The following is a 19,749-nucleotide window of genomic DNA, read 5'->3' as shown; positions in this document are numbered from 1 at the left end:
GAGTCATAAATATGTTGTTAGGATCTGTACCACAACTAGATCGCGTGGCGATTCAACTTGGACCATTCCCAGTCTATTGGTATGGGGTTATTATTGGTACAGGTGTATTGCTTGGATTATGGCTTGCGGTTCGCGAGGGTGAACGATTGGGCATTCAACAAGATACATTTGTCGATCTTGTTTTAATCGCTATACCAGTTGCTATTCTTTGTGCGCGAGCATACTACGTTATTTTTGAATGGGAATATTATATGCAAAATCCAAGCCAAATCATTAATATTCGTCAAGGTGGTTTAGCGATTCACGGTGGTTTGATTGGAGCTGTCATTACAGGGGTTTTATTTGCAAAAAAACGTGGTCTTTCTTTTTGGAAGCTAGCTGATATTACAGCGCCAAGTATTTTACTTGGACAAGCGATTGGACGCTGGGGAAACTTTATGAACCAAGAGGCTCATGGCGGTGAAGTGACAAGACAATTTCTAGAAGGTTTACATTTACCAGAGTTTATTATTAACCAAATGTATATTGATGGTGTCTATTATCATCCAACGTTCTTATATGAATCATTATGGAATATCGCAGGTGTTATTTTATTATTGTTACTACGAAAAGTAAATTTACGCCGCGGTGAACTATTCTTTACTTATTTAATATGGTATTCAGTTGGGCGCTTCTTTGTGGAAGGATTACGCACGGATAGCTTAATGTTAGGACCGCTTCGTATTGCACAGGTTATGTCCATCGGGCTTGTTGTCATTTCTATCATTTTCATTATTGTAAGACGTAAAATGGGACAGGCTGATAAAAGATATTTAGAAAACTAGAGAAAAGTAGCATCTTACATGAGATGCTGCTTCTTTCATATAAAGAATTTTTTAGCAACCTAAGAATGAGCAGAAGGGATCGAGAATATGAAAATAAATACAGTGTTATTTGATTTAGATGGAACGTTAATTAATACAAATGAACTTATTATTTCTTCTTTTTTACACACATTAAACAAGTACTATCCAAATGAGTACAAGCGTGAAGATGTATTGCCATTTATCGGTCCATCTTTACAAGATACGTTTGGCTCGATTGATCCAAACCGAGTGGAAGAGATGATTCAATGTTATCGTAAATTTAATCATGAGCACCATGATGAACTAGTCGAAGAATATGAAACTGTTTATGAAACAGTACAAGAACTAAGACAAAAAGGTTATAAAGTTGGAATTGTGACAACGAAGGCGAGACAAACGGTCGAAATGGGCTTACAGCTTTCAAAATTAAAAGCATTTTTTGATGTTGTTGTGACAATTGATGATGTGGAACATGTGAAGCCTCATCCAGAACCAATTCAAAAGGCATTGCAATTACTGGATGCAAAACCGGAAGACACGCTAATGGTGGGCGATAATCACCATGATATTGTAGGTGGACAAAATGCAGGTACGAAAACGGCTGCAGTTGCGTGGACGATTAAAGGAAGAACATATTTAGAGTCATATAAACCAGATTACGTATTAGATAAAATGAGTGATTTATTATCAATTTTGTCTTAAACTACGTGACTGTATTGAAACTGACATCCGCGTTTCGGTTTACCTTCGTTGATGTATCGAACGCTAATGGGTTTTAAAGCCTGTTAGAGCGGGAAATAAGGGGAGAGAGAGAAGTGCGACGTACAACGCGCTATCCTGTTTCAGGAGCAAATTCATTATGGAATGTGTATAAGACGGTATCTTTTTGGAAGGTAATGAAAAACTTTATTATTATTCAAATCGCACGTTATACACCATTTTTGTCCATGAAAAATTGGTTATACCGCACGTTTTTACGGATGAAAGTGGGTAAGCAAACATCTTTTGCAATTATGGTGATGCCGGATATTATGTTTCCAGAAAAGATTACGGTTGGAAATAATTCAGTTATTGGCTACAATACGACTATTTTAGCTCATGAATATTTAATTAAGGAATATCGTCTAGGAGAAGTTGTCATAGGGAATGAAGTAATGATTGGGGCGAATACGACTATTTTGCCTGGTGTTATAATTGAGGACGGTGCCATTGTTTCAGCAGGTACGCTTGTTCACCGTGATGTACCAAGCGGTGCTTTTGTTGGTGGAAATCCGATGCGTATCATTTACACGAAAGAAGAAATGGCAGCGAGAGAAGGATCGTGTTAAAATGTAACATTTTCCTTCTCTTTTTATGAATAAAAAGGAAATATTTGCGTATAATATACTGTTTTGTTTTTCTAGGAATCGTTTATACTTATAAATAGAAGAAAGTATGAACGAAGAAAACAAATAATGGAGGATATATGGGGAAAAATCAAGGGATGTATAAGGAGAGCGGACAAGTTATCTCGTTTAACCAATTAGCCGATTTCTTTTATAAAAAAGGGATGAAATCGTATCGTAATCATAAATTACAAGATGCAATTAAATATTTTCGAAGAGCGGCACAAAGTGAGAAAGAGCCGTTTATTTTATGTCAATTGGCAACGGTATTATCGGAAGTGGGAGAGTATCAAGAGTCTAATCAAATTTTCTTGAAGCTGATTCGTTCTGGAGCGGATATAGAACAATGTTATTATTTTGTGGCAAATAACTATGCATATCTTGGATTGTTTCAGCAAGCAAAGAAGTATGCGGATCAGTATTTAGAAGTAGCAACAGAGAAAGAGTTTGTGGAAGAAACGTTAGAGCTACTAGAGATTATGGACGAAGAAGCATTTGATGAGGAAGAGTTTGAAGATGAAGATGAGCTCATTTTAATGCAGGAGCAGGCGAATCGTTACATTCGCAACGGACAGCTAGAAGAAGCGATTGAGACACTTGAAATCGTGACAAAGGATTATCCGGAATTTTGGTCGGGTCATAATAACTTAGCAATTGCTCATTTTCAATTAGGGAATGTAGATGAAGCATTAAAGTTAACAGAGATGATTTTAGAGAAAAATCCTGGCAATATGCATGCGTTATGTAATACGCTTATTTTTCTATATTCGATTGGAGAGCATAAACAAGCAGAGCATTTAGCAGAGCAATTAGAAACGGTATATCCGATATCATTTGAGCACCGCTTAAAGTTAGGGACAACATTTGCAACAATTGGTCACTTTGCATCGGCTTATAAATGGCTGAAATTATTAAAGCGTCAAGGATATGAGGGAGATGTTAGCTTTTACTATTGGTTTGCATACTCTGCTTATATGGTAAAGGATCAACATACAGCCGAAAAAATGTGGCAGTCTGTTGTAGAATTGCACCCTGATAAAAAAGGGAAAGAACCGTGGAATGCTTTGAATTTAGCTGATGAAGGGCAAAACATTTTGTTCGAGGAATTGCGGAAATCTTTCCAGCAAAGTGAAACGCTAGAAGAACAAATGTTAGCACTGTATTTAATGAATGAACTGACAACACCAGAAAAAATCAGCTTTTTCTTTGATGCGGCGCAGTCTTTGAATCGTGTACCGATTGTTTCACAATTGGCAAAGTACTTCTTTTTAATCAATAGTCATAAGAGTATTACGGCGGAGTTACAACCGTTTGAGCAATGCGTTCGTATTGCAGATGCTCTATATAACTATACGAAAAAAGACGATGAACTGATTGAAGAGTGTTTGCATTTTTGGTTTTGTACATTTATACGTTTATATACATCCGGAACGATGTTTACGAACGTATTTGGCTGGTCAGCGGCAATCGAATATATTGTACGCGGAGAACAGCGAGACAAGATGACACAAGCAGAACTTGGAAATATATATAATGTATCTGTAACAACTGTGAGAAAATATGTGCAAGCAGTAAAACGTACCCATGCATAGGCAAATCATTGGGAAAAACCAGATGTGAACAGTATAATGAGGGTAAGTTATGTGTAGGAATGAATAGGAGTGAAGACTGTGTCAGAAGAAAAAATTTATGATGTTATTATTATTGGTGCTGGACCAGCTGGAATGACAGCTGCTGTTTACACATCTCGTGCAAACTTAAGTACGTTGATGCTGGAACGTGGTATTCCAGGCGGTCAAATGGCGAATACAGAAGAAGTAGAAAACTATCCAGGATACGAACATATTTTAGGGCCTGATTTATCTAATAAAATGTTTGATCACGCGAAAAAATTTGGTGCTGAATATGCATATGGTGATGTGAAAGAAATCATCGATGGCAAAGAATATAAAACAATAGTAGCTGGTAAAAAAGAATATAAAACACGTGCGATTATCGTTGCAAGTGGTGCAGAGTATAAAAAAATTGGTGTGCCAGGTGAAAAAGAACTTGGTGGCCGCGGTGTATCATACTGTGCAGTATGTGACGGTGCTTTCTTTAAAGGGAAAGAACTTGTTGTTGTTGGTGGTGGAGATTCTGCAGTTGAAGAAGGTGTGTATTTAACACGCTTTGCATCAAAAGTAACAATTGTTCACCGTCGTGATGCATTACGCGCACAGAAAATTTTACAAGATCGCGCATTCCAAAATGAGAAAGTAGACTTTATTTGGAATCATACTGTAAAAGAAATTAATGAAGAGAATGGTAAAGTTGGTAGTGTAACACTTGTAGATGTAAACAGCGGTGAAGAGCAAGAGTTTAAAACAGATGGTGCCTTCATTTATATCGGTATGTTACCACTTTCTAAACCATTTACTACGCTTGGAATTACGAACGAGAACGGTTATGTTGAAACAAATGAACACATGGAAACGAAGGTTCCTGGCATTTTTGCAGCAGGAGATGTTCGTGAAAAAATGCTTCGTCAAATTGTAACAGCAACTGGTGATGGTAGCATCGCAGCGCAAAGTGCACAGCACTACGTAGAAGAGCTGTTAGAGGAATTAAAGGCTATAGCAGAAAAATAAAGAGATGGGATGTAACTCCCGTTAGAAAAGAAAGCTACCTTCTTTGGAGGTAGCTTTCTTTTTTGTGGGATTTTTGTTCGAGAGATGTCAAATAATTGTTATTGTTTCATATTTTTGTATTACAAATTATTGCTATACTATAATTTGCGAAAAAAATATTTAACAGAAATGAGGAGTTGATTCAATATGGAATGGCGTAATATATATCGTGGATTTTGTATGGGGGTTAGCGATTTAATTCCTGGTGTAAGCGGTGGAACAATCGCTGTTGTATTAGGAATTTATGAGCAATTGCTTGCAGTAATTAGTGGATTCTTTAGCCGTGAGTGGAAAAAACATTTGGGCTTTTTAATTCCACTTGGTGCGGGTGTGGCCGCAGCGTTTTTAACATTAAGTCATGTGATTAAATATTTGCTGGAAAATCACAATGAACCAACACAATTTTTCTTTCTGGGTTTAATTTTAAGCATTTTACCGATGCTTATGAAAGAAGCAAATGCGAAAGAAACATTTAAAGGAGGACATATTGTTGTATTAATTATTGCAGCAATACTAGTAGCGGTTACAGCCTTCTTTAAGCCAGATAAAACAGCAGATCCAATTACAACGTTAACAATTTTAAGTGCGATTGGATTATTTTTTGCGGGATGGATGGCTAGTATGGCTATGTTACTTCCGGGAATTAGCGGATCATTTATTTTATTAATCATTGGCGTGTATCCAACAGCAATTAACGCTTTAACAACATTAAACCTACCACTTATTGCAGTGATTGGTGCAGGCGTTATGGTTGGATTTGTTGTAAGTAGTAAAGGGATTAGTTATTTATTAGAACACTATAAAAGTGTAACGTTCGCTGCGATTATTGGACTAGTGATCGGATCAATCGCAGTGGTGTTTCCGGGAATACCAACAGGTGGCATGTCGATTGTAACTTCTATTATTACATTTATATTAGGATTTGCAATTGTATCATATTTTAGTAAGAAAAAAGTGATTGAGGGATAGCACTCAATCACTTTTTTTGCCTGGTGGATCACCCGAGTTCCTTCGTTGTGACAAACTGTTTTTGATAGTATAATGAAGTAAGTATAGGACGGAGAGATTCGTCATAAGTAGTTGAGGTGAAGAAGCTTGCAAAGAGTAACAAACTGTGTGTTAATCAAAGATAACGAAGTTCTCCTATTGCAAAAACCTCGTCGAAACTGGTGGGTTGCTCCAGGTGGGAAAATGGAGCGCGGCGAAACGGTAAGAGACTCGGTAGTTCGTGAATATCGTGAAGAAACCGGAATTTATTTGAAAAACCCCTCATTAAAAGGAGTCTTCACTTTTGTTATTCAAGAAGGTGATAAAGTTGTTTCGGAATGGATGATGTTTTCCTTCTTAGCAACAGATTTTGCAGGAGAAAATAAATTGGAAAGCGAAGAAGGCATCATTGGTTGGCATACGTTTGATAAAATTGACGAGCTACCAATGGCACCGGGAGATCATCATATTATTGACTATTTGATTAAAGGAAATGGTATCATTTACGGCACATTTGTATATACACCAGACTTTGAATTACTTTCATATCGATTGGATCCAAGCTAAACTGTCAAGGAGGGATACAATGACAGCACATAATGATATTAAAATGGTAATTATTACAGGAATGTCCGGTGCAGGTAAATCAGTAGCCCTGCAAAGTTTTGAAGATTTAGGCTATTTTTGCGTAGATAATTTACCACCTATGTTATTACCAAAGTTTGTTGAGTTGATGGCAGACTCAAAAGGAAAAATGAATAAAGTGGCACTTGGGATTGATTTACGAGGTCGTGAATTCTTTGATCATTTATGGGGAGCACTAGATGACTTGTCAGAGCGTACGTGGATTATTCCCCATATTTTATTTTTAGATGCAAAAGATAGTACACTTGTAACACGTTATAAAGAAACGAGACGTTCGCATCCGCTTGCAACGACAGGTCTTCCGTTAACAGGAATCGAAGCGGAGCGTAAGTTATTAACGGATATGAAGGCGAGAGCAAATATTGTACTCGATACGTCAGATTTAAAACCGAAAGAATTACGTGAAAGGATTGTTCATCTCTTTTCAACAGAAAGTGAACAAGCATTTCGTGTAAATGTGATGTCATTTGGATTTAAGTACGGCATTCCAATTGATGCAGATTTAGTATTTGATGTTCGTTTTTTACCAAATCCATACTATATTCCACAAATGAAACCATTAACAGGACTCGATGAGGAAGTTTCGTCATATGTGCTTAAATTTAATGAAACACATAAATTTTTAGAAAAGTTGACGGATCTTATTACTTTCATGCTTCCGCATTATAAAAGAGAAGGAAAGAGTCAGCTTGTAATTGCAATTGGATGTACAGGAGGGCAGCATCGATCCGTTACGCTTGCAGAATACCTTGGGAAACATTTGAAACCAGAATATATCGTTCATGTATCCCATCGTGATGTGGAGAAGAGAAAGGGCCATTAAAGGATGAAAAAAGAGAGAAAACCTAGAATTGTCATCATGGGGGGAGGAACTGGACTATCCGTTTTATTACGAGGGTTGAAAAAGTACCCTGTTGATATTACGGCGGTGGTAACGGTTGCTGATGATGGAGGCAGTTCAGGTAGATTGCGTGATGAGTTAGCAATTCCACCTCCAGGCGACATTCGTAACGTACTTGTTGCGTTATCAGATGTCGAACCGCTTGTGGAGGCTTTATTTCAACATCGTTTTACATCTGGAGCAGGATTAACGGGGCATGCGCTAGGTAATTTATTATTAGCGGGTATGACGGCGATCACAGGAGATTTTTTCCACGCTATTACAGAAACGAGTAAAGTGTTGAATGTGCGAGGACGTGTACTACCAGCAGCGAATCAAAGTGTTGTGCTCCATGCAGAACTTGAAGATGGACAAATTGTAACGGGTGAATCGAAAATTCCATATTTCGGAAAGAAGATCAATCGCGTATTTTTAACACCAGGTGATGTCGAACCGTTGTGTGAGACGTTAACTGAAATTCAGCGAGCGGATTTACTTGTCTTTGGTCCTGGTAGTTTGTATACAAGTATTTTACCAAATTTAATCGTAAAAAAAATTGGGGATGCTGTTCTTGCTGCAAAAGCAAAAAAGGTGTATGTGTGTAACGTTATGACGCAAGCAGGTGAAACGATGGGCTATACGGCATTTGATCATGTGCAAGCATTGCATGACCATCTTGGAAAATCATTTATTGATACGGCGATTGTAAATAATCATAAAATTCCTGCTGAATTGCGTGAACTTTATGCAGAGGAAATGTCTGAGCCTGTCGTGGTTGATGAAGATTGTTTTGCTAAAAATCATATTATGTTAATTCAAGATGAATTAGCGAAATATGATGATCGAGTTGTGCGTCATGATACATTAAAATTAGCTTCTATCTTATATTCGTTGTTATAGCATGCGTTATCTCTCCTGAGATAACGCTACTCATTCATATAGGACATGATTTCTTAGGCTACAACATGTTCCCAAGTACAGTATAAGGAGGTGTTACTGTGTCATTTGCATCAGAAACAAAGAAAGAGCTGACAAAGCTTGAAATGAAGGAATGCTGTGAGAAAGCAGAACTATCAGCGTTGCTTCGAATGAACGGATCACTTTCCTTTTCAAACCGTCGTCTTTCCATTGATATTCAAACAGAAAATGCAGCAATTGCGAGACGGATTTATACATTGTTGAAAAAAGGATATGACGTTACGGTAGAATTGCTTGTTCGTAAAAAGATGCGACTTAAGAAAAACAATGTATATATCGTTCGGTTGGTTGAAAAATCTCGTGAAATATTAGCGGATTTGCATATCGTACGAGAGGATTTTTCATTTATTCGCAATATATCTCAGGGACTAATTGGGAAAAAATGTTGTAAGCGATCTTATTTACGAGGTGCATTTTTAGCAGGTGGTTCGGTAAATAACCCAGAAACATCATCTTATCATTTAGAGGTCTTTTCGTTATATAAGGAACATAATGATTCTATATGTGAACTGATGAACGGATTTGATTTAAATAGTAAGACGCTAGAAAGGCGTAAAGGGTACATTACGTATCTAAAAGAAGCAGAGAAAATTACGGAGTTTTTAAATATTATTGGTGCACATAATGCGCTTTTAAGATTTGAAGATATCCGTATTGTTCGCGATATGCGTAATTCCGTAAATCGTTTAGTGAATTGTGAAACAGCCAACTTAAATAAAACAATTGGAGCCGCATTAAGGCAAATTGAAAATATTCGTTATATTGACGAAACGGTTGGGATGGATGTATTACCAGATAAACTGCGAGAAATTGCACAACTGCGTATTAGTTATCAAGATGTAACATTGAAAGAATTAGGTGAAATGGTATCTGGGGGGAAAATTAGTAAATCAGGTATCAATCATCGTTTGCGTAAAATCGACGAAATTGCGGAGAAATTACGCGCGGGGGAACCGGTAGCAAAAAAATAACGGTAAAGGGGAAATGGAGCTGTGGTTCAAAAACGGGTAGAGGTTTCATTAAAAAACGGCTTACAAGCACGTCCGGCTGCGTTGTTTGTACAAGAGGCGAATCGCTTTCATGCTGAGATTTTTATTGAAAAAGATGGGAAAACAGTGAATGCTAAGAGCATCATGGGAATTATGAGTTTAGCGATTGGGTCTGGCAGCAACGTAACCATTATAACAGAAGGCTCAGATGCAGAAGCTGCTTTGGAGGCACTTGCGGCTTACGTACAAAATAAACAGTAGAAAAAGCTATCGCGTCGGCGATAGCTTTTTTTGTAGTTTTTGAATAAAGCTTGATAATCTGTAATTATTTGTTATATTCTTAGTTTTCTTTACTTTTTCTTAACATATGTGTAAACGGGGGTTTACATTATCCATCTATCCTTATAAAGAAATAATTTTATAAGGAGATGCACAAATGAATAGGAAAAAGGTTATATTAGCAATGATTGCTACTCTTATGGTGTGTTCAGCAAAACCAGCCTTAGCTGCTGCAGATGACATGAGCTTCGGTCCTCAAGGTTTCGACCTTCAAGCACACCGCGGGGGAATGGGGCTTACCGTCGAGTCAACGATCGCATCATTCTCTCACGCCCTCGAACTTGGTGTGAGCACACTCGAGCTCGACGTACAGATCACCAAGGACCACCATGCTGTCGTCACGCATGACCGCAAAATTTCGAATAGAAATTGCCAGGATACGAGTCCCGCATTTGCTGGCGATCCAGAGTACCCATACGTCGGAAAGTATATTAAGGATCTTACACTCGACCAGGTTCGTACGCTTGACTGTGGCTCAAAGACCAAGCCGGAGTATCCAGAACAGCGCCCGAGTCCCGGCGCTAAGATGCCGTTGCTTACCGAGGTGTTCGACCTCGTCAAAAGCTACAAAGCTAAGAAAGTGTGGATGAACATAGAGACGAAAGTGGAGGCAGGCGCACCAGAGCAAACTGCTCCCCGCGAAGAATTCGTGCAGATCGTAGCCCGCCAGGTTCGCGAGGCCGGGATGCTCGACCGAGTGTCGATCCAAAGCTTCGACTGGGGCTCTCTCATGCGAATGCGCGAGGTCGAGCCGCGCTTGCCTATCGTCGCACTGACTAATGGTCCGGAGTTCTTGCGGCCTGGACAACCGGGGGCATCTCCGTGGTTGGGCGGAATTGATATCGACGATTTTGGGGGCGACCTTGTGGCAGCGGCCCACTCATTCGGCGCAGACGCTATCTCTCCCGTGCACGGTTTCCCACAAGACGGCAAAGTTACCGACGAGAACTATGTGCCCTACGTGACGGAACAAATGGTACAAGAATCACATAAATACGGCATGAAAGTTATCCCGTGGGCGGCGAACGATGCACCCACTATGCATAAGCTTATAGACGACGGTGCCGACGGGCTCATTACCGACTACCCGGACCGGTTGCGTGAGGTCATGGAGCAGCATGGTTTCAAGCTACCCAAGCGCTACTCGGCTCCCAATAAGTGAGAAACTTAGATCGTAACGCTAAAACTTTTGAAGAAAAAGATACACTTACACAATAAACTTCCTTGTTTAACTAAGGGAGCTTTAATTGAAGAAGAATCACAGAAATGATCAAACATGGAAATTATCGATAAATAAGTGTACCGCTCGTTTAAAAAAAGGCTATCGCATGCGCGATAGCCTTTTGGTGTAGTGACTCTTTTGAATGAGCCGCTTCTGCTTTTAGGTATTATCTAGCTCCAGCGGCTAGAATGGTCGGTGGCTTCGCTTCTTCCGCCGAGGTAAAAAGCACCTCTTTGTCAGAAGCTCCATCCCCCTCCAGCGGCAAGCTCTTCGTGTCTAAGAACCTTCCGCATAAGAAGGCAAAGAGCGCCTTTTATGCGAAAGAACCTTAGCCAGTCAGAGCTGAACCAGCCGCTTCCGCTTTTAGAAATTAACGGTTTGTAAAGATTTTATCAATCAAGCCGTATTCTAGTGCTCTTTCAGCTGTCATGAAGTTATCGCGATCTGTGTCGCGTTCAAGAACTTCTAGTGGTTGACCTGTGCGGTCAGCAAGAATTTGGTTTAATTTCTCACGTAAGAATAGAATACGTTTTGCTGCGATTTCGATTTCTGTTGCTTGACCTTGTGCCCCGCCAAGTGGTTGGTGAATCATAACTTCACTGTTTGGAAGAGCAAAGCGTTTTCCTTTTTCACCTGCTGCAAGTAGGAAAGCACCCATAGATGCTGCCATACCGATACAAATTGTTGATACTTGTGGTTTAATAAACTGCATTGTGTCGTAAATTGCCATACCTGCTGTGATAGAACCACCAGGGCTATTGATGTATATGTGAATATCTTTTTCTGGATCCTGAGATTCCAAGAATAAAAGCTGGGAAACGATTGAGTTTGCTACGTTGTCATCAATTGCGCTACCAAGCATAATGATGCGGTCTTTTAATAGGCGTGAGTAAATATCGTAAGCGCGTTCTCCACGATTTGTTTGTTCAATTACTGTAGGAATTAAATTCATCTGTTATTTCCTCCTTTAAAAGCTTTCTTAGTCTTATCATACAATTATGGTCAATAAAGGTCAAACGAAACCACTTTAAATCAAAAAAATATATAGTTGTACCATGATTTATTCGCTATGTTTTTGGAATTCCCTGCTTATGTATCTTCATCATCATAACCGAATTATATAAATTTAAACGTATTTTATCTAGGAAAGAAAATAGCAAATGAAAGAACGCCTTTATAGTAGAAGCGTTCTCTCATTTGCTATTCTTTTAGAAGGTAAGTTACCTTGTTTAAAATGTCTTCTATTTGCTTCGCATTTTTGCTATACATTTGTCCTGCTGATTTTGATTTTGTTTCTAAAGAAAATAATTCGAGATCCGCATGACATTTTTTTAAGGAAGCTAATAGTAATGGCTTGTTTTGAGGGGATGGCATTTGAATTTTATCATTATAGATGTCGACAGTGAGTTGGCCGTAAGAGTCGACTTGTCCAAGAAAGACATTTTCTATCATAACTCCAATCTTCTCTAACTCAGTGTGAAGCCAAGCGCGATTATGCCCACTAGCTGAAAGTGGTTCATCTAGTACATTTCCATCCATAATGACTGTATGTGTTTCTTTTTCGTTCGGTACTTTTAATCCGATGTCTTTTGCGGTTAGTGGTTGTCTGTCTTTCTTCAATAAGACGTTTAATTCACCGCTTGGTTCTAATACAGCAAATTCGACATCAGCTATGTTAAATATATCTTTTTTTCGAAGGAGTTCGAGCAACTCGTCACTTGTATACTTTTCCTTTTTCAAATTATCTTCAAGTATTTTGCCATCCTTTATAAAAACAGTGGATTTTCCCTCGAAGAAATCTCTTGCTGTTTTATTTTTTAAGGAAATAAGCCCAGTGAGAAAAGGTACGATAGCGAAAACGAGTATACTGGAAACGCCGTGGAAAAAGTTTTGTTCTAGCCCTGTTGATACTTCAGCAGCAATATCACCAATTGTCATGCCAGCTATGTATTCAAAAAAGGATAGTTGAGAGATTTGTCTTTTTCCAAGCCATTTCGTAATGGCGAATAAAATAATTAAGATACACAAAGAACGTATAATGACAAGTGGCCATTCTGGTATGTGAGGCATATGAATTCCCTCCAGTCTGCCTAAAATCCTTTATATTGCGGTTCTTCCCGCTCTAATACTGAAATTCGTTTTTTTAGATCAGCAATTGCGCTATCCATTTCTAACATGCATTCATGGAAAACGCGTTTTGCTTCTTCATCAACAGCGTTTTGTGAAAGTGCACTTAAGCTTGCTTGTGCACCTTTTAAACTAGCGAGACACGTTTTTACACTAGCAACAACAGTCATACAGACACCTCTTATCCTTTTGGTTTGAATAATAATGCGCCGATGAATCCGAAGATAATCGCAGCAGATACACCGGCACTTGTTACTTTAAACATGCCTGTTATGACACCAACAAGTCCATGTTCTGCTGCTTCTGCCATAGCTCCATGAACGAGAGCGTTCCCGAAACTTGTAATCGGAACTGTTGCCCCGGCTCCTGCGAAATCAATTAAGGGTTCATATAGATTGAATCCATCTAATAATGCACCAGCAACAACGAGCGTAGTCATTGTATGAGCAGGGGTAAGTTTACCAACATCGAACATAAGCTGACCGATTACACAAATCAATCCACCGACGACAAAAGCCCAAAAATAGATCATTTATTGTACACCTCCAAATTCAATCGATACTGCATGAGCGATGCACGGAATCGTTTCTTGCTGCTGAAATGTAAGTGGTGATAATAGCGCGCCAGTAGCTACGACAAGTATCCTTTTGAACTCACCTTTTTTCATCCTGTTCAACAAATGTCCGTATACGACTGTCGCTGAACAACCGGCCCCGCTTGCTCCTGCCAATACAGGTTGACCTTCTCTATAAATCATTAATCCGCAATCTTGGAACTGATCACTTGTTATAGAGGTCCCCTGCTTACGCAGTAAATCGAAAGCAATCTCGCGCCCAACATGACCGAGATCGCCTGTTACGATTAAGTCATAGTAGGATGCCTCAATTTGTCTTTCTCTTAAATGCGCTTCTATCGTATCGACGGCAGCGGGAGCCATCGCACCTCCCATGTTAAAAGGATCAGTTAAGCCCATGTCGATCACTCGTCCAATTGTAGCTGATGTAACCTGAGGGCCTTCTCCTTGATCACTTAATAATGCTGCGCCCGCACCCGTTACGGTCCATTGAGCAGTAGGGGGTTTTTGTCCGCCGTATTCAGTTGGATAGCGGAATTGTTTTTCAACGGCAGTGTTATGGCTTGATGCCCCTGTTAATAAATATTTTGCGCCTTTTGCATTTACAATACTTGCGCCGAGAGCAAGGCCTTCCATAGAAGTAGAGCAAGCACCAAATAATCCAATATAGGGAGCGCCGAGTGTACGGCAAGCAAAGCTTGAGGGAGTAATTTGGTTAATCAGGTCTCCTGCTAAAATGAATTGAATATCTTCTTTACGAAGCTTTGCTTTTTCAGTTGCTCGACTACAAGCTTCTTCGAATAAAATTTTATGTGCCTTTTCATAAGAGTCTTGTCCGAGCCATAGATCTTCATGAAGGGTATCGAAATCTTCAGGGATATTTCCGTTTGCTTCAAATGGTCCGCCGATAACGCCTGTTGAGATAATGACAGGTTTGTTTTCAAATACCCATGTTCGGTGCCCTTGTAACATTTACAGTCCTCCCCATTGAACGAGAATGGTTTTAATAATGGCGATAACAAAAGCGGCAAACACACCAAATAAAATAACGGAACCTGCTAATTTAAACATGTTGCCACCTACCCCGAGAACAAAACCTTCTGTCCGATGTTCAATACAAGCAGCTATGACGGAATTGCCAAATCCAGTAACAGGTACAGCTGTACCCGCGCCGCCGAATTGTGCGAGTCGATCATATACGCCGAAGCCTGTTAGTAGCATAGAAATGAAAATGAGTGTAGCTACTGTAGGATTTCCTGCTGACCTCTCGGTGAAATCAAAATAGGTGATATAAAAGGTAGAAATAAGTTGGCCGATTAAACAAATCAGGCCGCCAACAAAAAAGGCTTTTATACAATTTTTTAAAACAGGTCGTTTCGGCTCGCGCTCTTGCTCGAATTTTTTATATTCTTGTTGTACTGGCGATAAATTTTTGTCTTTACTAGGCATGTGAATCCTTCCTTTATAAAGCGTACTGATTAAGTATCAGATTTCATTTCTGATTGGATTGTTTTTAATTGCTTTTTTAATTGTTCTTTGTCTATCTCTTTTTTCTTAATTTTTTTTTCTAGTTTATCTAATAGCGTGAAAATCTTTCGATCAGTACTTATATGAATATCGAGATGTGGATATGCGGATTGCAATTGTTTTTTCATTTTGTTTCGTAACGCTTTTAGCTTAAATCTTTCATGGTGTTCAGGTTTGGCAGCTAAGTAAAGATCAGTATTTGAATTAACGGCTCTTGCATCTAGTAATCCTTCCATGGAAAGAATTTTATGTTTCGCATCGTTTGCGATAGACTGATTAATGGATTCAGCACTTACCTTTTTTAACTGCGAATCCTTTTTCTGCTCGGATTTTTTATCTGCCTCTTTTTTCACCTTTTTATCTAACGGGCTACTGGTACATCCGGTTATTAAATTGAGTAGGAGCACGAATAACACGGTAATTGTGCCAAGTTTTCGCATCGTATCATTCCATTTCTATTGCTTTATCCCGCTCTAACGGGTAGTAAAACCCCGCGCCTCAAAACGCAGAAAAATAAAGAGGTCAGGTGGGGAATAACTGCTCGTTAGGATCGGATTAGTGAGAGGTGAAGAACACTCTCATTATTAGAAGTTTCGCTTTATGTAATTTGAGTTGAAAAAGGATGATATGGAATCATCCTTTTTCGGTTTATCATAAAGTGCATATCAAAATAACTGATGAAATGGTTACTTTATTGTTGTGTATATTGAGGTTCTTCTTGCTGAACTTCCTCAACACGTGGGTTTAAAGAATCAATAATGGATTGTGTTTGTTGAGCTGCTGTTTGAAATAGTTGCTTCGCTTGTTGGTTATCTGTATCAAGAGCAAATCCCTCTAAGCTTGCTTGCGCACTTTTTAATCCAGAAACAGCTTGTTTTAATTTTGTAATTACAGTCATCGATTGAAGCCTCCTTGTGAAGTATGAATTCAAAGATTAGAATCTGTAAAAGAGAGTGAAAATATAATTTCCAAATTAAGGTTATTCGTGAACTATTGCCACTTTGCACTTAATTATCAAGGGAAAAGGAGGTTGAATCGTGAAAAATGAATAAAAAATAGATTTGTGGTTTGAAAAATAGGTTATGTATTTTTTGGATGATAGTAGTTGCGCACATTGGCATAAGAAGATATAATTACGGATATATCATTCATGCGCCCATAGCTCAGTTGGATAGAGCGGTGGTTTCCGGTACCACGTCTGTCGGGGGTTCGAATCCCTCTGGGCGCGTTTTTTTTATTACAGGGCTTGCTGTACTTACATTCCTTCAAGAAATACTTTGGATAAACGTCATACATTCAGCGTTACTGTGAAACGTTCTATTCCAAAGTGGAAAGATTTAGGGTGTTAAGTAAGTGACAGTCAATACATGTACAGAACGTGTTGAAAATGAATAGTAAAACTAGGGAAGCCCCTTGTATGTGATTAGAAATAATCATGTGCAGGGGGTTTTTGTTGTGAAAAGAATCAAAAAAACATGCTGTTGATACAGACATCGTTCTATTAAACAATTTTCAAATCATGAGAATTACAGTAAGAAAAATTGAACAATGAAACACCTTATTGGAATTAGACAAATTATCAGCTATTAGTATTAAAAAAGGAAAACATAATCCTCTCTTGTTATATCTAATTATAAGAGTTACTATTAGTATGTGGTTATAAAAATGTCGATTTGAGAATTTCTTCTATAATGAAAACATCTTTTTTATCGTCTTTTTTCAATATTATTCATTTTATAGTTGTAAGATATAAACAGAATTAATACATATGAAGTAACAATATGTGGAGTGGGTATCTTTGTAAGGATTCTCCTTTCAGGAAACTTATTGTACAATAGAGACGAGGGGGAGATTAGATTGAAGGCAAGTCTTTTACAAGAACAAAGTTTACGTTTGGCCATGACACAAGAGTTAAGACAAGCAATTACAATGCTCCAGTATAATGTGCAGGAATTAACGGAATTTTTGTATGAGCAATCATTGGAAAATCCCCTTATTGAGTTAGGTGGCTTTGAGAGGGAGAAGAAAAAGAGCTCAAGCAAAAGTAAAAGTACAAGCAAACAAGTCGACAATCAAATGGACATTTACAGTGTGAATTCGATAACGATTCAGCAACATTTATTAGATCAAATACAGTATTATAAAATAGATGAAGAGCAACGGAAAACAGCTTCTTTCATCATTATGAACACGGATGAGAATGGTTATTTACAAGAAACAAATGAAGAATTAGCAGAGCTACTTGTCGCGCCTCTTGATGTAGTAGAATGCTCTATAGAGCTTGTCCAGTCATTAGAGCCAGCAGGGGTGGGAGCACGTAATATTCAGGAGTGTCTAGCACTCCAATTGAAGCGCTTACAAAATCAGGATGAACTCGCAGAAATGATTGTGGATGAATACTTTACGTATTTCATTAAGAAAGATTGGCGAAAGCTCATTCATGTCATGAAATGTAGTAATGAAGAATTACAAGCAGCTGTTGATTGTATTACATCATTGCAGCCAAAACCAGGGCTTGCGTTTTCTTCTGAGAAGCCACTTTATATTGCTCCGGATATGGCTGTGAAAAAAGACGGTGATCGTCTTGTTTTACAAATGAACGAACGTAACATGCCGAGAATTGAAATTCATTCAGAATATAGTGCGCTTCTTCATAATAGTGAAAGTGAAGTTGCTTCCTATGTATCTGAGAAGTATCAGCATGTACAGTGGATTATGCGTAGTTTGAAGCAACGAAAACAAACGCTACTGCAAGTAATGGAAATCATTATAGAAAAGCAACGTGATTTCTTTTGGAAAGGCCCAGAGTATTTAAAACCCCTTTCTTTAAAGGAAGTGGCGGAGGAACTAAGTGTACATGAGTCTACAATTAGCCGTGCTACACGTAATAAATATGTACAAACGCCGCACGGATTGTTTGAAATGAAATGGTTCTTTAGTAATGCGGTAGTTACAACAGAAGATGAAGCTGTTTCTACAAAGCGTGTAAAACAATTTATTCAAAAGCTTGTAGAACAAGAAAACAAGAAAAAACCACTTTCAGATCAAAAAATTTCAAAATTGTTAGAAGAAGAGCATGAAATCGTTATTTCTCGTAGAACAGTCGCAAAATATCGAGAACAAATGAATATTCCCGCTTCTTCTCTGAGAAAAACAATTGGATAGGTGAAGATGATGAAAGTTGTTTTATATACGAAAACGGACTGTGGTCTTTGTGAAAAAGCGAAACAGGTTTTGAAAGAAGTGCAACATGTATATTCTTTTGAAATTGAGGAAATAGATATATATGAAGATGATGAACTCTTGGAAAAGTATCAGATTATGATTCCGGTCGTGGAAATCGACGGAAAACAGGCGGAATGCGGTGTCATTCACAAAGATGCCATAATAAACTATATAAACAATGCAGTTAAGAGTTGAATAACTTTCTATCTCCTGTTACAATAATACACGTAGCAGGGATTATTTTTTTAACCCATGTGGGACACAAATTGTCACTACGGGACGAAAGTTGACCACGAAGGGAAATGAACCAATGTAGTGAGGAGAAATGATATGCGCTCATGGATTCAGAATACGAAAAAATTATTACCTGATCTGCTACCTGTTATGCAAACAAGAATGCAAATTCTTCAGCACATTAGGCTCACGCAGCCGATTGGAAGAAGAAACTTATCTGCAAGTCTTGGTATGACAGAAAGAGTATTACGAAGTGAAGTGCAAGTTTTGAAAGAACAAAACTTAGTTCACGTCGCCTCTTCTGGAATGACATTGACAGAAGAAGGAACAGCTTTGGTTCTTGCTTTGGAAGACTTTATGAAAGAAATTTCCGGGTTAAAGGTTTTAGAAAAACAACTTAAGGAAACATTAGACTTGGATGAAGTTTTCGTTGTCCCTGGTGATAGTGATGATTCACCTTGGGTCAAACTGGAGATGGGCCGTGCTTGTGTTACTTGTATAAAAGACCGTTTGACAGCGAATAATATCGTTGCTGTGGCTGGAGGAACAACGCTAGCTGCTGCTGCGGACATGATGCAACTAGATTGCAAAGATTTACATATGCTATTTGTCCCAGCACGTGGTGGAATTGGAGAAGGTGTTGAGCTAGAAGCCAATACGATTTGTGCAAAGATGGCACAAAATACGATGAGTAACTATCGTTTATTGTATGTTCCAGATCATGTGAGCAGCGAAGCATATGCGTCCATTGTGACAGAACCTTCCGTGAAAGAAATTCTTGAGTTGATTCGATCTTCCAATATTGTCATTCATGGAATTGGTGATGCATTAACAATGGCACGTCGCAGAAGTACTTCAGAAGCAGATTGGGTGAAAATTAAAGCAAGTGAAGCAGTAGGCGAAGCTTTCGGATATTACTTCAATGAACAAGGTAATGTCGTTCATAAAGTACAAACAGTAGGGATGCAACTTGAGGATTTACAACATGTATCTCACGTTGTTGCAGTCGCTGGTGGTTCTTCAAAAGCAAAAGCAATACAGGCTGTAATTAAACAAGGGCATACTTCGATACTGATTACAGATGAAGGTGCAGCAAAACAGTTAACAAAGGGTATTACCCTTTAAT

At 38.6% G+C, this 19,749-nt stretch carries 23 protein-coding genes and 1 tRNA gene; 16 read left to right on the top strand and 8 right to left on the bottom strand.

Translation table 11 applies throughout. The features are described from left to right. The first annotated feature begins 11 nt into the window (after positions 1 to 11). The 12 genes from lgt (at position 12) to QUF99_RS26345 (ending at position 10,876) form a co-directional block, all read left to right on the top strand. Positions 12 to 824 (top strand): prolipoprotein diacylglyceryl transferase, encoded by an 813-nt coding sequence (gene lgt / locus QUF99_RS26400; protein ID WP_289374032.1) that lies wholly within the window; start codon positions 12 to 14, stop codon positions 822 to 824. 87 nt (positions 825 to 911) lie between these two features. Then, on the top strand, positions 912 to 1,547 hold the full coding sequence (gene ppaX / locus QUF99_RS26395; RefSeq protein ID WP_289374030.1) for a pyrophosphatase PpaX: 636 nt from the start codon (positions 912 to 914) through the stop codon (positions 1,545 to 1,547). A gap of 113 nt (positions 1,548 to 1,660) precedes the next feature. Then, positions 1,661 to 2,173, top strand: a complete 513-nt coding sequence (locus tag QUF99_RS26390) for an acyltransferase (RefSeq protein ID WP_289374029.1) — start codon at positions 1,661 to 1,663, stop codon at positions 2,171 to 2,173. A gap of 137 nt (positions 2,174 to 2,310) precedes the next feature. Beyond that, positions 2,311 to 3,822 carry a tetratricopeptide repeat protein gene (locus tag QUF99_RS26385; protein ID WP_289374028.1) on the top strand — a complete coding sequence of 504 codons (1,512 nt, stop codon included), beginning with the start codon at positions 2,311 to 2,313 and terminating at the stop codon, positions 3,820 to 3,822. Positions 3,823 to 3,900: 78 nt separating this feature from the next. Beyond that, positions 3,901 to 4,857, top strand: coding sequence for a thioredoxin-disulfide reductase (gene trxB / locus QUF99_RS26380; protein ID WP_289374027.1), 957 nt, complete (start codon positions 3,901 to 3,903; stop codon positions 4,855 to 4,857). Positions 4,858 to 5,043: 186 nt separating this feature from the next. Then, positions 5,044 to 5,865: a DUF368 domain-containing protein gene (locus QUF99_RS26375; protein ID WP_289374025.1), complete on the top strand. Its 822-nt coding sequence runs from the start codon at positions 5,044 to 5,046 to the stop codon at positions 5,863 to 5,865. Positions 5,866 to 5,991: 126 nt separating this feature from the next. Further along, positions 5,992 to 6,450, top strand: a complete 459-nt coding sequence (locus tag QUF99_RS26370) for an NUDIX hydrolase (RefSeq protein ID WP_289374024.1) — start codon at positions 5,992 to 5,994, stop codon at positions 6,448 to 6,450. A gap of 19 nt (positions 6,451 to 6,469) precedes the next feature. Continuing rightward, the gene (gene rapZ / locus QUF99_RS26365) at positions 6,470 to 7,351 is read left to right on the top strand and encodes an RNase adapter RapZ (RefSeq protein WP_289374022.1); all 882 of its coding nucleotides are present in this window, start codon (positions 6,470 to 6,472) and stop codon (positions 7,349 to 7,351) included. Positions 7,352 to 7,354: 3 nt separating this feature from the next. Next, positions 7,355 to 8,308, top strand: coding sequence for a gluconeogenesis factor YvcK family protein (locus QUF99_RS26360; protein WP_289374021.1), 954 nt, complete (start codon positions 7,355 to 7,357; stop codon positions 8,306 to 8,308). Between the two features lie 98 nt (positions 8,309 to 8,406). After that, the gene (whiA, locus tag QUF99_RS26355) at positions 8,407 to 9,357 is read left to right on the top strand and encodes a DNA-binding protein WhiA (protein ID WP_289374020.1); all 951 of its coding nucleotides are present in this window, start codon (positions 8,407 to 8,409) and stop codon (positions 9,355 to 9,357) included. A gap of 21 nt (positions 9,358 to 9,378) precedes the next feature. After that, positions 9,379 to 9,636, top strand: coding sequence for an HPr family phosphocarrier protein (locus tag QUF99_RS26350; RefSeq protein ID WP_289374019.1), 258 nt, complete (start codon positions 9,379 to 9,381; stop codon positions 9,634 to 9,636). Between the two features lie 175 nt (positions 9,637 to 9,811). Next, positions 9,812 to 10,876, top strand: coding sequence for a glycerophosphodiester phosphodiesterase (locus QUF99_RS26345; protein ID WP_289374018.1), 1,065 nt, complete (start codon positions 9,812 to 9,814; stop codon positions 10,874 to 10,876). A gap of 430 nt (positions 10,877 to 11,306) precedes the next feature. On the opposite strand, the gene clpP is transcribed toward QUF99_RS26345, so the two are convergent. The 8 genes from clpP to QUF99_RS26305 all read right to left on the bottom strand — a co-directional run bounded on the left by clpP (position 11,307) and on the right by QUF99_RS26305 (position 16,062). Further along, on the bottom strand, positions 11,307 to 11,888 hold the full coding sequence (gene clpP / locus QUF99_RS26340) for an ATP-dependent Clp endopeptidase proteolytic subunit ClpP (protein WP_289374017.1): 582 nt from the start codon (positions 11,886 to 11,888) through the stop codon (positions 11,307 to 11,309). 248 nt (positions 11,889 to 12,136) lie between these two features. After that, the gene (locus tag QUF99_RS26335) at positions 12,137 to 13,006 is read right to left on the bottom strand and encodes a DUF421 domain-containing protein (protein ID WP_289374016.1); all 870 of its coding nucleotides are present in this window, start codon (positions 13,004 to 13,006) and stop codon (positions 12,137 to 12,139) included. Positions 13,007 to 13,026: 20 nt separating this feature from the next. Beyond that, entirely contained in the window at positions 13,027 to 13,233 is a 207-nt protein-coding gene (locus QUF99_RS26330) for a DUF1657 domain-containing protein (RefSeq protein WP_289374015.1), read from the bottom strand. An 11-nt stretch (positions 13,234 to 13,244) separates the two neighbouring features. After that, positions 13,245 to 13,595, bottom strand: coding sequence for a stage V sporulation protein AE (gene spoVAE, locus QUF99_RS26325; RefSeq protein ID WP_289374013.1), 351 nt, complete (start codon positions 13,593 to 13,595; stop codon positions 13,245 to 13,247). After that, positions 13,596 to 14,609: a stage V sporulation protein AD gene (gene spoVAD / locus QUF99_RS26320; RefSeq protein WP_289374011.1), complete on the bottom strand. Its 1,014-nt coding sequence runs from the start codon at positions 14,607 to 14,609 to the stop codon at positions 13,596 to 13,598. Beyond that, positions 14,610 to 15,086: a stage V sporulation protein AC gene (gene spoVAC, locus QUF99_RS26315; protein WP_289374010.1), complete on the bottom strand. Its 477-nt coding sequence runs from the start codon at positions 15,084 to 15,086 to the stop codon at positions 14,610 to 14,612. A 29-nt stretch (positions 15,087 to 15,115) separates the two neighbouring features. Further along, complete coding sequence (locus QUF99_RS26310) at positions 15,116 to 15,604, bottom strand: YhcN/YlaJ family sporulation lipoprotein (protein ID WP_289374009.1); 489 nt, start codon at positions 15,602 to 15,604, stop codon at positions 15,116 to 15,118. Between the two features lie 251 nt (positions 15,605 to 15,855). After that, positions 15,856 to 16,062, bottom strand: a complete 207-nt coding sequence (locus tag QUF99_RS26305) for a DUF1657 domain-containing protein (protein WP_289374008.1) — start codon at positions 16,060 to 16,062, stop codon at positions 15,856 to 15,858. A gap of 254 nt (positions 16,063 to 16,316) precedes the next feature. On the opposite strand from QUF99_RS26305, the gene QUF99_RS26300 reads away from it, so the two are divergent. From QUF99_RS26300 to cggR, 4 genes are all read left to right on the top strand, one after another. After that, positions 16,317 to 16,392 (top strand) — tRNA-Arg (locus QUF99_RS26300). 629 nt (positions 16,393 to 17,021) lie between these two features. Further along, a complete protein-coding gene (rpoN, locus tag QUF99_RS26295; protein WP_289374007.1) occupies positions 17,022 to 18,329 on the top strand; it encodes an RNA polymerase factor sigma-54 in 1,308 nt (435 codons plus the stop codon). A gap of 9 nt (positions 18,330 to 18,338) precedes the next feature. Beyond that, on the top strand, positions 18,339 to 18,584 hold the full coding sequence (locus tag QUF99_RS26290) for a glutaredoxin family protein (RefSeq protein WP_289374006.1): 246 nt from the start codon (positions 18,339 to 18,341) through the stop codon (positions 18,582 to 18,584). Between the two features lie 135 nt (positions 18,585 to 18,719). Continuing rightward, complete coding sequence (cggR, locus tag QUF99_RS26285) at positions 18,720 to 19,748, top strand: gapA transcriptional regulator CggR (protein ID WP_289374005.1); 1,029 nt, start codon at positions 18,720 to 18,722, stop codon at positions 19,746 to 19,748. Position 19,749 lies beyond the last annotated feature (1 nt).

The sequence above is a fragment of the Bacillus sp. DX4.1 genome (assembly GCF_030348195.1).
Lineage (GTDB): Bacteria > Bacillota > Bacilli > Bacillales > Bacillaceae_G > Bacillus_A.
The sequence above is the reverse complement of the archived record's forward strand: the minus strand, read 5'-3'. Positions and strand labels throughout refer to the sequence as shown.

Coding starts and splice junctions, on each gene's coding strand:
- lgt (WP_289374032.1), top strand. CDS start 12: ATGTTGTTAGGATCTGTACCACAACTAGATCGCGTGGCGATTCAACTT.
- ppaX (WP_289374030.1), top strand. CDS start 912: ATGAAAATAAATACAGTGTTATTTGATTTAGATGGAACGTTAATTAAT.
- QUF99_RS26385 (WP_289374028.1), top strand. CDS start 2,311: ATGGGGAAAAATCAAGGGATGTATAAGGAGAGCGGACAAGTTATCTCG.
- QUF99_RS26375 (WP_289374025.1), top strand. CDS start 5,044: ATGGAATGGCGTAATATATATCGTGGATTTTGTATGGGGGTTAGCGAT.
- rapZ (WP_289374022.1), top strand. CDS start 6,470: ATGACAGCACATAATGATATTAAAATGGTAATTATTACAGGAATGTCC.
- QUF99_RS26360 (WP_289374021.1), top strand. CDS start 7,355: ATGAAAAAAGAGAGAAAACCTAGAATTGTCATCATGGGGGGAGGAACT.
- QUF99_RS26345 (WP_289374018.1), top strand. CDS start 9,812: ATGAATAGGAAAAAGGTTATATTAGCAATGATTGCTACTCTTATGGTG.
- clpP (WP_289374017.1), bottom strand. CDS start 11,888: ATGAATTTAATTCCTACAGTAATTGAACAAACAAATCGTGGAGAACGC.
- QUF99_RS26335 (WP_289374016.1), bottom strand. CDS start 13,006: ATGCCTCACATACCAGAATGGCCACTTGTCATTATACGTTCTTTGTGT.
- QUF99_RS26330 (WP_289374015.1), bottom strand. CDS start 13,233: ATGACTGTTGTTGCTAGTGTAAAAACGTGTCTCGCTAGTTTAAAAGGT.
- spoVAE (WP_289374013.1), bottom strand. CDS start 13,595: ATGATCTATTTTTGGGCTTTTGTCGTCGGTGGATTGATTTGTGTAATC.
- spoVAD (WP_289374011.1), bottom strand. CDS start 14,609: ATGTTACAAGGGCACCGAACATGGGTATTTGAAAACAAACCTGTCATT.
- spoVAC (WP_289374010.1), bottom strand. CDS start 15,086: ATGCCTAGTAAAGACAAAAATTTATCGCCAGTACAACAAGAATATAAA.
- QUF99_RS26310 (WP_289374009.1), bottom strand. CDS start 15,604: ATGCGAAAACTTGGCACAATTACCGTGTTATTCGTGCTCCTACTCAAT.
- QUF99_RS26305 (WP_289374008.1), bottom strand. CDS start 16,062: ATGACTGTAATTACAAAATTAAAACAAGCTGTTTCTGGATTAAAAAGT.
- QUF99_RS26290 (WP_289374006.1), top strand. CDS start 18,339: ATGAAAGTTGTTTTATATACGAAAACGGACTGTGGTCTTTGTGAAAAA.
- cggR (WP_289374005.1), top strand. CDS start 18,720: ATGCGCTCATGGATTCAGAATACGAAAAAATTATTACCTGATCTGCTA.